The 14,118-nt window shown below is 71.6% G+C and carries 12 protein-coding genes and 1 tRNA gene; 3 read left to right on the top strand and 10 right to left on the bottom strand.

Annotation, left to right across the window (positions count from 1 at the left end; genetic code table 11):
• Positions 1-210 precede the first annotated feature (210 nt).
• From V7E46_RS28020 to V7E46_RS28010, 3 genes are all read right to left on the bottom strand, one after another.
• Positions 211-2,136: a tetratricopeptide repeat protein gene (locus V7E46_RS28020; protein ID WP_333771030.1), complete on the bottom strand. Its 1,926-nt coding sequence runs from the start codon at positions 2,134-2,136 to the stop codon at positions 211-213.
• 169 nt (positions 2,137-2,305) lie between these two features.
• A tRNA-Met gene (locus V7E46_RS28015) sits at positions 2,306-2,379 on the bottom strand.
• A 42-nt stretch (positions 2,380-2,421) separates the two neighbouring features.
• A complete protein-coding gene (locus V7E46_RS28010; protein WP_333771031.1) occupies positions 2,422-5,454 on the bottom strand; it encodes a UPF0182 family membrane protein in 3,033 nt (1,010 codons plus the stop codon).
• Between the two features lie 133 nt (positions 5,455-5,587).
• On the opposite strand from V7E46_RS28010, the gene V7E46_RS28005 reads away from it, so the two are divergent.
• Positions 5,588-6,145 carry a PPA1309 family protein gene (locus V7E46_RS28005; protein WP_333771029.1) on the top strand — a complete coding sequence of 186 codons (558 nt, stop codon included), beginning with the start codon at positions 5,588-5,590 and terminating at the stop codon, positions 6,143-6,145.
• Between the two features lie 112 nt (positions 6,146-6,257).
• Here the strand turns inward: V7E46_RS28005 and V7E46_RS28000 are convergent, their stop codons facing one another.
• The 4 genes from V7E46_RS28000 to V7E46_RS27985 all read right to left on the bottom strand — a co-directional run bounded on the left by V7E46_RS28000 (position 6,258) and on the right by V7E46_RS27985 (position 9,473).
• The gene (locus tag V7E46_RS28000) at positions 6,258-7,343 is read right to left on the bottom strand and encodes a YlbL family protein (protein ID WP_333771028.1); all 1,086 of its coding nucleotides are present in this window, start codon (positions 7,341-7,343) and stop codon (positions 6,258-6,260) included.
• Positions 7,344-7,450: 107 nt separating this feature from the next.
• Positions 7,451-7,669: a hypothetical protein gene (locus tag V7E46_RS27995; RefSeq protein ID WP_333771027.1), complete on the bottom strand. Its 219-nt coding sequence runs from the start codon at positions 7,667-7,669 to the stop codon at positions 7,451-7,453.
• Between the two features lie 164 nt (positions 7,670-7,833).
• On the bottom strand, positions 7,834-8,277 hold the full coding sequence (locus V7E46_RS27990) for a molybdenum cofactor biosynthesis protein MoaE (protein WP_333771026.1): 444 nt from the start codon (positions 8,275-8,277) through the stop codon (positions 7,834-7,836).
• Positions 8,278-8,369: 92 nt separating this feature from the next.
• Entirely contained in the window at positions 8,370-9,473 is a 1,104-nt protein-coding gene (locus V7E46_RS27985; RefSeq protein WP_333771025.1) for an SDR family oxidoreductase, read from the bottom strand.
• 155 nt (positions 9,474-9,628) lie between these two features.
• Between V7E46_RS27985 and V7E46_RS27980 the strand changes: the two genes are divergently transcribed.
• Positions 9,629-11,155 (top strand): zinc-dependent metalloprotease, encoded by a 1,527-nt coding sequence (locus tag V7E46_RS27980; protein WP_333771024.1) that lies wholly within the window; start codon positions 9,629-9,631, stop codon positions 11,153-11,155.
• Complete coding sequence (locus V7E46_RS27975) at positions 11,152-11,682, top strand: NUDIX hydrolase (protein WP_333771023.1); 531 nt, start codon at positions 11,152-11,154, stop codon at positions 11,680-11,682. The genes V7E46_RS27980 and V7E46_RS27975 overlap by 4 nt, the downstream gene beginning before the upstream one ends.
• Before the next feature lie 27 nt (positions 11,683-11,709).
• Here the strand turns inward: V7E46_RS27975 and V7E46_RS27970 are convergent, their stop codons facing one another.
• From V7E46_RS27970 to V7E46_RS27960, 3 genes are all read right to left on the bottom strand, one after another.
• The gene (locus tag V7E46_RS27970) at positions 11,710-12,474 is read right to left on the bottom strand and encodes an AIM24 family protein (protein ID WP_333771021.1); all 765 of its coding nucleotides are present in this window, start codon (positions 12,472-12,474) and stop codon (positions 11,710-11,712) included.
• A 16-nt stretch (positions 12,475-12,490) separates the two neighbouring features.
• Complete coding sequence (locus V7E46_RS27965; RefSeq protein ID WP_329174957.1) at positions 12,491-13,174, bottom strand: AIM24 family protein; 684 nt, start codon at positions 13,172-13,174, stop codon at positions 12,491-12,493.
• Positions 13,175-13,180: 6 nt separating this feature from the next.
• The coding region (locus V7E46_RS27960) for an AIM24 family protein (RefSeq protein ID WP_333771020.1) at positions 13,181-14,118 on the bottom strand (938 nt) is incomplete at its 5' end.

The following is a 14,118-nucleotide window of genomic DNA, read 5'->3' as shown; positions in this document are numbered from 1 at the left end:
GCCGAAGAGGCACCGCCAGAACCCCCGCGCCCGGGGGATGCGCCCCCTGCCGAAAGGGAACCGCAGCACCCCCGCACCCGGGGCAAGCGCGCCCGCCGACGCAGGAAGACCCTCTGGCCCGGGGCGACGGAGGAGCACCCCCCTGGCGCGGGGGAACCGCGAGACCGTGCTCGGGGGACCGGCCCCTAGGGCGGGAGGGACAACCAAGAGCTAGGCGGAGAGCTCTTGGTTGACGGCCGCGGTCAGGCGCGCCGCACGCTCGGCCACTTCCGCCGGGCCGCAGGCCACCGCTCGGGCGCACCAGCTGCGCGCGTCGGTGAGGCGGCCGTGCCGGGCGGAGAGCAGCGCCATACGCAGAGCCGCACGCCCGTGCCCCGCCTCGGCGGCGCGGGTCCACCACAGCGCCGCCTCCGGCTCGCTGCCCTCCCGGGCCAGCAGCAGCCCGAGATTGAACGCGCCGTTGCGCGACCCCGCCTCCGCGGCGAGGCGGTACCAGTGCGCGGCCTGCTCGACGTCACCGCGCTGCGCCGCGGTCATGCCGAGCCGTACCTGCGCCCGCCGGTGCCCCTGCCGGGCGGCCCGCTCGTACCACTCCTCCGCCTCGCCGCCGAGCGGCTCGGTGTCGGCCTCCGAACCGCCGCCCTCCCGTTCGCGCTCGCGGCGGTCGAGCAGCGCGCCGAGCCGGAACGCGGCCTCCGGGCTGCCGCCGCCCGCGGCGCACCGCAGGTGCCGCTCGGCCTCGTGGTGGTCGCCGTCGCGCTGGAGCGCGATGGCCACCTGGAGCGCGGCACCGGCGTGCCCGGCCGCGGCGGCACGCTCGTACCAGGCGCGGGCGGCACCGGCGTTGTCGCGCCCGGCGTGCAGGATGCCGAGGTTGAAGGCGGCGTCGATGCTGCCGGACTCCGCGGCCTTGGAGAACCACGGCTCGGCCCCGTCCGCGTCGCCGTGCTGCAGCAGCAGTACGGCGAGCGCGTTGGCGGCCTCGCGGTGCCCGGCGTACGCGGCCTTGCGGTACCACTGCTCGGCCTGCGGCGTACGGCCCTGGCCCGCGCAGAGCAGGCCGAGGTTGTACGCCCCGTTCACGTCCCCCGCGTCGAGGGCGGCGCGATACCACCGCTCGGCGGTCTGCGTCTCGCCCTCCTGGGCGTGCAGCGCGCCCAGCGCGTTGGCCGCGTTGCCGTCGCCGGCCTGCGCGGCCCGCCGCCACCAGGTGGCGGCCTGATCGAGGTCGCCGGCGTCACGCAGCAGGAAGGCCAGCGCGCAGGCGGCCCGCGCCTCGCCGTCGCGGGCGGCGGTCAGATACCAGTGCCCGGCCTCCTTGGTCTCGCCGCGCTCCTCCAGCAGGGTGCCCAGCCGCAGCGCGGCCCGCCGGTGGCGGCGCGCGGCGGCCTGCCGGAACCACTGCTCGGCCTCGTGATTCTCGCCGCGCCGCGCGCAGATCCGGGCGAGGCGGTACGCGGCCTCACGGTGGCCGTGCTCGGCGGCGGCGTGATACCACCGCTCGGCGCCGCCGTCCCGCCGGTGGTCGAGCAGGTCGGCCAGCGCGTAGGCGCCCAGCACATGGCCGGACTCGGCGGCCTGGCGCAGCCAGTATTCGGCGCCGGGCTCGTCACCGCGCTCGCGGTAGTGCCGGCCCAGCGCGTGCGCGGCGGCGGCCGACCCCGCGACCGCGGCGATACGCCACCAGCCGGCCGCGTCGTCGGCGTAACCGCGCTGGTGCAGCAGCAGGCCCAGGTTGTTGGCGGCGGCGCGGTCCCCGTGCTGGACGGCCTCGCGCAGATACGGCTCGGCGCCGTCGAGGTCGCCGCGGCGCAGCAGCAGGGTGCCGAGCGCGCTCATGGCGAACGGGTCGCCGTGCTCGGCGGCCCGCCGGTGCCGGGCCTCGATCTCGGCCTCCTCGCGCAGCGCGAGACTGTCCTCGTCGGGCAGTTCGGCGAGCAGCGCGGAAACGACGCCCGGAGCCGCCGGCGCGGCAAGGGCGTCGCCCGCCCGGGGCGTCGGCAGCAGCGCGGCCACCTCGCCGGCGACCTGTCCCGGCGCGGGCACGGCGGACAGCGCCGCGTCGCCCGCCGGACCATGACGACCATGGTTCTGACGAACGTTCAGCAGCCCCGCACCATCCCCCATAAGCCCCATCGTTGCACCACCCGCTACCGGCGTACACCTGGTATACCGCAACCCAGTTGGTCTCTACAGCGTTTTGTCGACTTCCCGACAAGAGGGCACGTCAAACGCGGTTGACCCAGGTTCACCCGTACAAGCGAAGAGGCCCGAAGTCGCTTGACTTCGGGCCTACTTCGTGCCGTAGCGGGGACAGGATTTGAACCTGCGACCTCTGGGTTATGAGCCCAGCGAGCTACCGAGCTGCTCCACCCCGCGTCGTTGTGCCCTAACCGTACCACGACGCGGGATGTCACCCGTTCAGCCCTTCTTCGCGGGGGTCTGCGAACCCCCCGGCGTGCTCCCCTGCGTACCGCTGCCGCTCTTCGGCTTACCGCTCCCGCCCGCAGCCGTGCCCGCCTTCCCCGCGGCCTCGGCCCGCTTGAGCGCGTCTCCGAGCCGCTGCTGCGCGTCGCCGTAGGCGTCCCAGTCATTCTTCTTCATGGCCGCCTGGCCGTCGTCGTACGCCTTCTGCGCGTCGGACAGCGCCTGCTGGAGCGCCGGGTCGCCCGTGGCCGAAGACGTGCCGCCGCCTGGTGGCGCCTTCGGGATCCCTGCGGGCGTACTGGCAGCGGGCGGCTTGGTGCCCGACGTACCGCCGGCGGCCGGGCCGAGCAGGTCGTCGAGGGCCTGCGACAGCGTCGGCTCGTAGGTGATGTCACCGCCGTAGAGCACCGCCACGCTGCTCAGCAGCGGATAGTCGATGCCCGTGGTGCGTACGTAGACCGGCTCCACATAGAGCAGCCCGCCGTCCAGCGGCACGGTCAGCAGATTGCCGTACTCGACCGTGGAGTCCGAGCCCGACCGCTTCAGGTCGTTGATCTTGGGCGCCGACTGGCTGTTGGAATTGATCTTCGCCTGCACCAGTTTGGGCCCGTCGACCGTGGGGCTGGTCGGCAGCTGCAGCACTCTGATGGTGCCGTAGTCGTCGCCGGCCGCGTCGGCGTCGACCGCCATGAAGGCGCTGAGATTGTCCCGGCCGCTCGGTGTGAAGGTGGTGGTCAGCGAGAAGGACTTGGCGCTCTGGCCGGGCATCCGCAGGCTCATGTAATACGGCGGCACCGCCTTGCCGCTCTTGACCGCCGGGTCGTCGGGCACCGCCCACACCTGGCTGCCGCTGGAGAAATCCGCCGCCTTGGTGACGTGATACGTCGTGAGCATCTCCCGCTGCACCTTGAACAGGTCCTGCGGATAGCGCAGGTGCGCCAGCAGGTCGGCCGGGATGTCCGCCTTGGGCTTCACCGTGTCGGGGAAGGCCTTCATCCAGGTCTTGAGCACCGGGTCCTGGGTGTCCCACTGGTAGAGCGCCACCGTGCCGTCGTAGGCGTCCACGGTGGCCTTGACCGAGTTGCGGATGTAGTTGACCTGGTTCTGCTGGGCGATCACCGAGCGCTGGCTGTCGGTCAGCGAGTCCGCCGTGGTGTCGCCCAGCGTGGTGCGCGAGGCGTACGGATAGCTGTTGCTCGTGGTGTAGGCGTCCACCACCCACACCACGTGCTTGCCGACCAGCGCCGGATAGGGATCGCCGTCGATGGTCAGCCAGGGCGCCACCGCCTCCACCCGCTCCTTGGGTGTGCGGTTGTAGAGGATCTTGGAGTCCTTGCCGATCGCCCCCGAGTAGAGGATCTTCGGCTCGCCGAAGCTGACCGCGTAGGCGGCGCGGGTCAGCGGATTGCCCAGGCCCACTCCGCCCTTCCCTGCGTAGCTGGTCGTCGTCTCGTGGCCCTTGTCCGCGTAGTCCAGCTCGGGCGTCGGGCCGCCGACGATCGAATACTGCTTGGTCTGCTCGCCGAAGTAGATCCGCTGCTCGTAGCCGTCCTTGCCGCCGAGGCCGCCGGCTGCGGGCAGGCCCTGCTCGATGAAGTCGGGGCTGCCGCCGCCGGTCACCTCGGTGCCCTTGGCCGCGACGACACCGTAGCCGTGGGTGTACTTGAAGTGGTCGTTGATCCAGTTGCTCTTGGGTATGCCGTTGACGTTCAGCTCCCGCAGGCCCACGACGGTGTCCTGCTCCTTGCCGTCGCCGGGGTAGCGGTCGACATCCAGGGTCGAGGGGAACTGGTAGTAGTCGCTGCTCTGCTGGAGCTGCTGGAAGGTGGGCGAGACCACATTCGGGTCCAGTACCCGCAGGCTGGCCGCGGAGTCCGCGTCGGCCCGCAGGGTCGTGGCGCCGGCGGTGGCCGCGGGGCTGCCCGCGGCACGGGCCGCGGATTTGGCGCCGGGCTTGCCGGGGTAGGCCGTCACCTCGGTCTTCGTCAGGCCGTACGCGGCCCTCGTCGCGTCGATGTTCTTCTGGACGTAGGGCGCCTCCTTGGCCGCCTCGTTCGGCAGCACCTGGAATTTCTGCACGATCGCCGGGTACAGGCCGCCGATCAGGATCGCCGAGAGCACCATCAGGCCGAAGCCGATGGTCGGCAGCGACCACGTACGCCGCCACAAGGTGGCGAAGAACAGCAGTGCGCAGATCACCGCGATGAAGAACAGGATCGTCTTGGCGGGCAGATAGGCGTTGGCGTCGACGTAGCGCAGCCCGGTCCAGTTGTCGGTGGTCCTGAAGCCGCTGGACCGCACCGCGAGGGAGTAGCGGTCCAGCCAGTAGGCGACGGCCTTGAGCGACACGAACAGGCCGAGCAGCACCGACAGGTGCCCGGTGGCCGCCGAGGTCGCCCTGGCCCCCGGTGAGGTGATCCTCAGCCCGCCGTAGAGGTAGTGCACGACGGCCGCGGCGACCAGCGAGATGATCACCGCCGCGAAGCCGAAGTTCAGCAGGAACCGGTAGAAGGGCAGGTCGAAGGTGTAGAAGGAGACGTCCTTGTGGAACTGCGGGTCCTTGGTGTGGAAGGGCGTGGCATTGCTCATCAGCAGCCACAGCCGCCACTGGGTCGCGGCCGCGCCGCCGGCGATCAGCCCGACGACCGCGCTGATCCCGAGCAGCACCCACGTCTTGTACGGCGCCAGGCCCATCCGGTAGCGGTCCAGATTCTGCTGCTCGCTGGACATCGCGCTGAGCGGCGGACGCAGCCGGTGCGCCAGGTAGATGGTGGAACCGACGCTTCCGGCCATCAGCAGCCCGAAGACGGCGAAGAGCCCGGCCTTCGTCCACGCCATGGTGGAGAAGACCGAGGAGTAGCGCACCGAGCGGTACCAGAGCCAGTCCGTCCAGACGCCGGCGAACATCACGAACCCGATCATCAGCACGGCGAGCACGCCGAGGACGATGAGCAGGGCGATCACCCTGCGGGACGGGCGGCCGGCTCTTCTGCTGGGTTCTGCCGCACCTTCGCCGCGGTCCGGCATCTGGAAAACCAAGGGTGCGCACCTCGAAATGTCGGCGTTTTCTGCGGCGTCCCGGTCGGACTCCCACAGATGCAACTTCGCGACGCTTTGGCCGGTTCCCGATTCCGGCCGGGAAGGGGGGAGGATAGCCGCCATGTCCAACATTGCGACCGATGGAACACCGCTCGCGGCGAGCCCGCTGACCCGCGCCGTACTGGAGATCGACGAATACGCGGCCGGTCTCGGCTGGGATCAGCCCGCACGGCTGTTCGCCCTTGTCGACACCGCTCAGCTGCGCACCCAGGAGCCCGGTCTCGCCGATCAGCTCGGGCTCGCCGATCAGAGCGCGGCGGGCGGGCTCACCCCGATCGAGCAGGAGGAGCTGCCGTCGGGCACCGCGCTCGACGAATTCCTGGCCACCATCGCCTGGCCCGAGGTGATCGCGGGCTGCGCGCTGACCGTGGAGCGGCTGATGCTGCCGCCGTCGGCTGAGGCGGCGATCCCCGACGACCTGGACGACGCCGCGCTGGCGTCCTGGGTGGCCGCGCACCCGGAGCGCCAGGAGGTGCGGATGACGGTCGCGGTGCTGCGGGGCGGCGCCAGGGAGTCGGCGGTGCGACTGCGGGCGAAGGACACCGCGTCGGAGGTGCTGACCGGTGCGAGCCTGGTGCCGGGGCTCGCGGAGGCGCTGACCGCGACCTTCGAGGCGTAGTTCCGGCGCTGACCGCGCTTCCTGCGCGCGATGCGCCGTGCCAAGTGCCACGGCTTCGCAATGTGCCGCGTCCGCTACGCGCCGCGGCACATTGCGCGCTTCCGGGGGCGGCTCAGCTCTTGGTGCAGCTGGGCAGGGCGGCCGTGTCGCCGGACTTGATGTCCTTCAGCGCCGCCATGGCGTCGTCCAGGGTCTTCACCTTGACCAGGGTGAGGCCGTGCGGGACGTCCTTGGCGGCCTCGCCGCAGTTGTCGGCCGGGGTGAGGAAATACTGCGCGCCCTTGTCGCGGGCGCCGATCGTCTTGAGGCTGATGCCGCCGATCGGCCCGACATTCCCGGTGTCGTCTATGGTGCCGGTGCCCGCCACGAATCTGCCGCCGGTCATGTCGCCCGGTGTGAGCTTGTCCACGATGCCGAGCGCGAACATCATGCCGGCGCTGGGGCCGCCGACGTCGGCGAGCTTGATGTCGATGCTGAACGGGAAGAGGTGCTCGACACCGGCCTGGATGCCGACCACCGCGCGGTTCGCCCCGGTGTCGTCGGACTTCCTGGTGGTGATCGTCACCTGCCGGCTCGGCAGTCCGTCGGCCGACTTGCCCTTGGCCTCGGCGGCGCCGACGACCGTGAAGACCACCTTCTGGCCCGGCTTGTGCTTGGTGACCAGCTTGGCGACGTCGTCGGGCTGGGTGACCGGGGTGCCGTCCACCGCCTTGATCACGTCACCGGCGTGCAGCAGCCCCTGCGACGCGCCGCCGCTGATCACCGCGCCCACGATCACCCGGGCGGGCACGGGGATCTTCAGCTCCTTGAGCGCGGCGACCTTGGCGCTGTCCTGGGACTGGGTGAATTCCTCGGCATTCTGCTGGTCGGCCTGCTGGGCGGTCTGGCCCTTGGGGTAGAGCGTGTCGTGCTCGACGACCTTGTCGTCGTGCCGCAGCCAGCCGAAGACCGACTCGATCAGGTTCATGTGGTAGTCGGCGCCGGTGACCCGGACCGTCGTCATGTTCAGGTGCCCGTCCGCCGGATACGTCTTCCGGCCCGCGATCTGGATCACCGTGTCGCCGCCGTAGGTGCCGAGCGTGTTCACGGTGGGTCCCGGCGACATCTCCGAATACGGGGACGGCACGAGCAGCGCGACGCTCAGCAGCGCTATCAGCGTCAGTGTCGATGCGAGCAGCGTCGCGGTACGGCTGGGCATGGGACGACATTACGTGACGGGCCGCCGATTCGGCTCCCCGGGTGAGTCCGGACGAGTACGCCGCCGACCTGCGCACACGGCGGGCCCGCACAGCGGCGGCACAGGTGTCACACAGGCTCCGCGTCGGTCGCGTCGGCGTCGCCCGCCTCGCCCTTTCCGAGCCGCAGCGGGGGCAGGTCACCGGGCTGCATGGCCGCGCGGAACCGCTCGTATCCCGCCAGGGACGCCCCGTCCGCGGTGGTGCGGGGGCGCGCCGCCCAGCGCGCCCAGACCACGGCGACGAGGACACCGACAAGGGGGATGAGCAACCAAGCGAGTGCTGCCACAGCGAACTCCCGACCCCGCACATCAGCAAAAACGGACCTATGAGCAGATTAACGACTCAAGGGACCAACGCTCCGCCGGGGCGCGGGGTTACGCAACCCGATTCCTCCTGGCAGCCGACCCGGCGGCCGGCTGCCCCGCGGGCGGCACCGCGGCGGGAGCGGGCTCAGCAGCCCACCCACTCCTCGGTGCCGTCGTCGAAGGTCTGGTGCTTCCAGATCGGCACCTCGCTCTTGAGGTCGTCGATCAGCCGGCGGCTCGCCGCGAAGGCCTCACCGCGGTGCGGGCAGGACACCGCCACGATCACCGCGAGGTCGCCGACCCGCAGGTCGCCCACCCGGTGCACGGCGGCCAGCGCGCGCACCGGGAAGTCCGCCGCGACCTTCTCCGCGACCCGGCGCAGCTCCTCCTCGGCCGAGGGGTGCGCCGAGTACGACAGGCCGGTCACCGCGGCGCCGGACGTCCCGTCGTGGTCGCGTACCGTCCCGACGAAGAGCGTGCTGCCGCCCGCCGCGTCGTCGCCGACTGCCGCGAAGACCTCGTCCAGCGACAGCGGGGTGTCGCGGACGGCCAGCAGGCGGATCGGATCGGAGCGGTCGGTGGATGCCATACGCACCATGCTGCCCCATCTGCCCGCGATACGGAAAGGCGCTTCCACTCCCGCCCGGCCGTCGGATGTCCTGCCGCTACGTGCGCGGGCCGTCAGATGCCACGCCGCTTGCGCGCCCTGCGGACCAGGGCCGCGGTGCCGACCAGGGCGACCGTGGCGCCCGCCGCGCCCAGCGTGGTGGCGTCCTTGCGGCCCAGCCGCCGCCCCGCGAGGGAATTGCGGCCCGCCACTTCCTCCAGCAGTTCGGCCAGCACCTCCTCGTTGGTCCACTGGGGCCGCCAGCCCGCCTCGTGCAGCCGGCTGCCGCTGACTACCCACGGGTGCATCGTGTAGGCGAGGTCGCCCGCGGGTGACGGGGTCAGGCCCAGCCGGTGCAGCCGGGAAGCGGCGCCGAAGGCTATGGCCGGCGGCAGCTCCATGCGGCGGATACCGCTCAGCTCCTCGACCTCCTCCTGTTCGAGCCACCCGTCGCAGCCGACCGCCATCTCGCCGTCGACCTTCTCCAGCACGGCATATTCCAGCGCAGACACCAGGTCATCGACATGGCAGAACTGCCAGCAGGGCCGGCTGCCCGCGACCACCAGTAGCCGCGGCGACTCGAAATACCTGGTCAGCGCGGTGTCGGTGCCGCCCACCAACACGGCGGGCCGCAGTATCGTCACGTTGAGCCCCGGGTGCGCACGCGGCGCCCTGCGGCCGAGCCGTTCGATCTCCAGCAGGTCGTCCACGAAACTGGCCTCCGAGGTGGCGCGCAGCGGCGCGTCCTCGGCCAGCGGCACATCGTTGTCCGCCTGGGCGCCGTAGACCATTGCCGAGGTGCACAGCACCGCCCGGTGGACCCCGGCCGCCGCGGCGGCCGTCAGCACGGTCTGGGTGCCGCGCACGTTGAACGCGGACCGCGCCTTGGCGTCGGACTCCAGATCGAGGTCCACCGCCAGGTGCACCACGACGTCCGCGCCGCGCAGTTTCTCGGCGATCGCGGGGTCGCGGACGTCGAGCACCCGCCATGTCGCCCCGGGCACGTCCCCGCGCCGCTCGTCGATCGCCACGACCTTCTTGACCTGGTCGGACCCGACCAGGCGGGAGGCCAGCGCCAGGCCGACGCCGGAGGCGGCACCGGTGATCGCGACCACCGGTCCCGCGGCGCTCCTGGCGGCGCTCCGCTCTGGGCGAACGTGTGCTTCTGGGGAACTCACCGGGTGTCTCCCACGGTTGTCTCAGTTGCGTACTCGGCTGTACCTGCTACGACGTACGCAGCCATCCTGCCGGACAGGTGTCTAGGCTTGGAGGTACAGCCCATCACACCCGGCCGACCACGACAGCCCACCACGACACAGATCCGAGGAATCCCGTGAGCGACACTCCATTCGGATTCGGCGTCCCTCCCGAGGAGCCGGAAGACGGCGACGAAGGCAAGCAGCGCAAGGGCGGCAGCGGGAGCGGTCAGCCGGGGAATCCCTTCGGCTTCGGCGGCGGCAGTCCGTTCGGCCCCGGCGGCGGCGACAACCCGTTCGCGGCGATGTTCGGCTCGCTCAATCCCACCGACCTCGGCGCGGCCTTCCAGCAGCTCGGCCAGATGCTCTCCTACGAGGGCGGGCCGGTGAATTGGGACATGGCCAAGGACATCGCCCGGCAGACCGTCGCCCAGGGCACCCCGGACGGCGTCAAGGACGCCACCGTGGGCCGGGCCGACCGCGCCTGGATCGAGGAGGCGGTACGGCTCGCCGACCTGTGGCTGGACGGCGTCACCTCGCTGCCCTCCGGCTCCGGCACCGCGGTGGCGTGGAGCCGCGCGGAGTGGGTCGAGGCGACTTTGCCGGTGTGGAAGGAGCTGGTCGACCCACTCGCCGAGCGGGTGGCCGGCGCCATGGGCGATGTGCTGCCCGAGGAGATGCAGGCCATGACCGGCCCGCTGCTCGGCATGATGCGCTCGATGGGCGGCGCGATGTTCGGCTCGCAGATCGGGCAGGCGCTGGGCACCCTGGCCGGTGAGGTGGTCGGCTCCACCGACGTCGGCCTGCCGCTCGGCCCCGCGGGCAAGGCCGCGCTGCTGCCGGCCAATGTCGCGGCCTTCGGCGCCGGACTCGGCGTGCCGCAGGAGGAGGTGCGGCTCTACCTCGCCCTGCGCGAGGCCGCCCACCAGCGGCTCTTCGCCCATGTGCCGTGGCTGCGCGCGCATCTGTTCGGCGCGGTCGAGGGTTACGCGCGCGGCATCAAGGTGGACACCGCCCGGCTAGAGGAGGCGGTGGGCCAGCTCGACCCGACGCAGCCCGAGCAGCTCCAGGAGGCGCTGCAGCAGGGCATGCTCCAGCCCGAGGACACCCCGGAGCAGAAGGTGGCGCTGGCCCGTCTGGAGACGGCGCTCGCGCTGGTCGAGGGCTGGGTGGACGCGGTCGTGCACGCCGCCGCGGCCCCGCATCTGCCGTCCGCGGGCGCGCTGCGCGAGACGCTGCGCCGCCGCAGGGCGACCGGCGGCCCCGCCGAGCAGACCTTCGCCACCCTGATCGGGCTTGAGCTGCGGCCCAGGCGGCTGCGGGACGCGGCAAGGCTGTGGGCGTCGCTGACCGACGCGCGCGGCGTGGACGGGCGCGACGGCCTGTGGGCGCACCCCGACATGCTGCCGACCGCCGCCGACCTCGACGACCCGGACGGCTTCGTCCACCGCGACTCCCCCGAGTTCGACTTCTCCGAGCTGGACAGGATGCTCGGCGAGGCCGCGGACAAGAGCGCCTCGGGCACGGCCAAGGACCCGGGGACCGATTCCGCCTCCGGCGCCGATCCCGCCGCCGGCTCCGGCTCCGGCTCCGGCTCCGGCGAGCAGCCCCGCAAGGGCGGCGACGCGGACACCGGCCAGGACGGCGGCGAGCGCGGCAAGTGAGCGCACTGCACAAGGACGCGGTCGCCGTGCTCGATGGCTGGGATGCGCCGGACCCCGGTCAGGACGCGTTGCGCGAGGACTACCTGGCGTATCTGGCCGCGCACCCGGACGGGCTGTGGAAGCCGTGCGCCACCGGGCACATCACGGCCGGCGCCCTGGTCATCGACCCGCCGCGAGAGCGCGTTCTGCTGACGCTGCACGCCAAGCTGCGGATGTGGCTGCAGATGGGCGGCCACTGCGAGGCCGAGGACACCACCTTGGCGCGGACCGCGCTGCGCGAGGGCGCCGAGGAATCCGGCATCGAGGGGCTGCGGCTGCTCGTACCGCGTCCGGTGCAGCTCGACCGGCACCTGACGCCCTGCGCCTGGCATCTGGATGTGCAATATGCGGCGGTCACGCCGCCGGGCGCGGTCGAGGCGATCAGTGACGAGTCGCTGGACCTGCGCTGGTTCGGTTACGACGAGGTCGCCGACGTGGCGGACGGCTCGGTGAATTCACTGCTGGCCAGGACCCGCGCGCTGCTCTGAGCGGGTCCCGGCCGGCAGCCGGGCGGGTCAGTTCGACCAGATGTTGCCCTGGTTCTGCGCGTGCGAGCCCTGCGGGCCCGCGCCGTACTGGGCGCGCAGGCCGCCGCCGAGCGGCATGTTCTGCGGCGGCATCAGCTCGCTGGGCTGCACCAGGACGTAGCCCTGGCCGACGAAGTTCAGCTCCCAGCCCTCCCCGGTGTTGCCGCGGCGGCGGAAGACCGAGCTGCTGCTGGTCTGCGCCTGCATCTGCACCCGCAGGCTGCTGGACCAGGCGACGACGGCGTCCGCGTCGCAGGACACGTACTTGTCGGGGGTGACGGGCATCAGAAGCGGCTTTCCCGAGGTCATCAGGGCGACCTTGCCGCTGCCCGAGATGTTCAGGTTGTACTGCCCGGTGGCGGACAGGCCGAACTGGCTGTCGACTGCGATGACGTCCCAGTGCAGCCCGGAGTCCAGCGCGAGGACGTAGGCGCTGTCCACGGTCAGCCCGTCGTGGTCGACGTCGAGTATGTGGATCTGCTGGGCGAGATTGGCCAGATAGACGGTGCCCTGGCCCGAGCAGCGCATCAGGTCCAGGCCCTCGCCGGTGCGGCCGCGCGCCCCGCGCTGCTGGTGCGACTGGTATTCGCCGTCGAACTCGATCATGCCCTGGTAGGCGACCATCGAGCCCTTGCGGGCCAGGCAGTCGGGGCCGGTGCTGCCGTCGAGGCGGACCCGCAGCAGATACGAATTCTGCAGGCTGTAGTGGTCCTGGTTCTGGACCTCGGTGAACGCGAAAAGCGGACTCTGCATGATGTGTCGCTCCCCCTCAGCCCCGGGCCCGCAGGCGGTCGGTGCTGTCCTCGCTCGGCTGTACGACCACGAAGCCCTGCCCGGAGAAGGCGATCTGGAAGGCCTCCCCGCTGCCCCGCCCGATCAGCGACGACGCCTTGAAGCTCCGCTTGGCCTTCATCTTCAGTCCCGACGACCAGGCCACCAGCGCGTCGGGGTCCACATAGGTCTCGTCGGCGCCGCTGCCGCAGTCCACCACGATCGGCGTACCGCGGGAGGTCACGGCGACCCAGCCCGTACCCGACACGCCGACGTTGAAAAGGCCCTGCCCGGCGAATTTGGCCAGGCCCTTGACCCGCTCGACGCCCCAGGTCAGGTGGGCGTCGAAGGCGAGCAGATTGGTGCCGTTGACCGACACCGACTCGTTGTTGAGGTTCAGGCACACCACGTCGGCGCCGTAGTCCGCGAGATAGAGCAGGCCGTCGCCGCTGCACTTCATGACGGGGGTGCTCTCACCGGTCAGCCACGCCGAGGCCATCTGGCGCACGGCGGGCGGATTCGGCTCGTACTGCACGAAGCCCTCGTAGGCGACCATGGAGCCGGTGCGCGCGAAGAGGTCCTGGCCGGTCGCCATGGCGACTTTCAGCATCGAGGTGCCGTGGTTCTCCATCCGGGCGGCCACCGGAGTGGGTGCGTAGCCCGCGATCATCTGCTGGTCCATGGCGGGTCACACCTCGTAGGGCTGGACGACGATGAAATTGCCGGGAGCACCGCGGAACTGGAGGTTCACGGTCTCACCGCTGTGGCCGGGGTAGGCGGTCCTGCGCAGCCGCACCTGGCTGGAGACGATCACCTGGGAGGCGGCCGACCAGGCCACGATCGCGTTGCTGTCGGCGTAGGTGGTCGGGGTGACGGGCAGGACGACCGGGGTGCCGTGAGTCTTCACGATCACCGTGCCGGTGCCCTGGAACTGCATGGTGAACAGCGCGCCGCCGGGAATTCCGTGGCCCTCGATCCTGCGCACCTCGTGCTGGAGGCTCTCGTCGAAGGCGAGGACATTCTCCGCGGACACGCATATGGCGTCGCCCTGCAGTTCGATCGGGTGCAGATAGGCGGCGTTCTCGGCGAAGAAGACCTGGCCGCCGCCCGTACAGCGCATCAGCTGCATCTCCTGGCCTGTCATGCTGCCGACGATCCGGCCGGAGAATCCGGCGCCCTTGTAGCCGAAGTCGACCTTGCCCTGGTAGAGCACCATGCTGCCCTGGCGGGCGAGCACCGGCTGGCCGCCGGCCTGGCTGAGGTCGGCGCGCATCATCTTGGGATTCTGCTGTGTCCAGCGCTGGCCGGTGGGCAGCTCGCGGTATTTCTGCATGGCCGCGGCCAGGCCCGCGCCCTGCGCGGGCACCGGCGGCTGGGCCCCGTAGCCGGGGGGCTGCTGGCCGAATGGCGGCTGCGCTCCGTATCCGGGCGGCGGCTGCTGGCCGAATGGCGGCTGGGCGTATCCGGGCGGCGCGGGCGGTCCCGGCGGGGTGGCCTGGCCGGGGACCTGGCCCGGGGTCGGTCCCGGCGGCGGCACCTGCCCGAAGGGCGGCGGGCCCGGCTGGCCGGGGGGAGGGACGAGCGGCGCGACCATGGTCGGCGCCTGGTGCAGCGACGGATTGCCGG

Source organism: Streptomyces sp. IBSBF 2435, assembly GCF_036815005.1.
Lineage (GTDB): Bacteria > Actinomycetota > Actinomycetes > Streptomycetales > Streptomycetaceae > Actinacidiphila.
Note: the sequence above shows the minus strand (reverse complement) of the source record. Positions and strands in the feature narration are given on the sequence as shown.

Excerpts from the sequence above, each read along its gene's own strand:
- V7E46_RS28000 (WP_333771028.1), bottom strand. The coding sequence starts at position 7,343 with ATGCCCAGCCGTACCGCGACGCTGCTCGCATCGACACTGACGCTGATA.
- V7E46_RS28020 (WP_333771030.1), bottom strand. The coding sequence starts at position 2,136 with ATGGGGCTTATGGGGGATGGTGCGGGGCTGCTGAACGTTCGTCAGAAC.
- V7E46_RS27965 (WP_329174957.1), bottom strand. The coding sequence starts at position 13,174 with ATGGACCAGCAGATGATCGCGGGCTACGCACCCACTCCGGTGGCCGCC.
- V7E46_RS27970 (WP_333771021.1), bottom strand. The coding sequence starts at position 12,474 with ATGCAGAGTCCGCTTTTCGCGTTCACCGAGGTCCAGAACCAGGACCAC.
- V7E46_RS28010 (WP_333771031.1), bottom strand. The coding sequence starts at position 5,454 with ATGCCGGACCGCGGCGAAGGTGCGGCAGAACCCAGCAGAAGAGCCGGC.
- V7E46_RS27990 (WP_333771026.1), bottom strand. The coding sequence starts at position 8,277 with ATGGCATCCACCGACCGCTCCGATCCGATCCGCCTGCTGGCCGTCCGC.
- V7E46_RS28005 (WP_333771029.1), top strand. The coding sequence starts at position 5,588 with ATGTCCAACATTGCGACCGATGGAACACCGCTCGCGGCGAGCCCGCTG.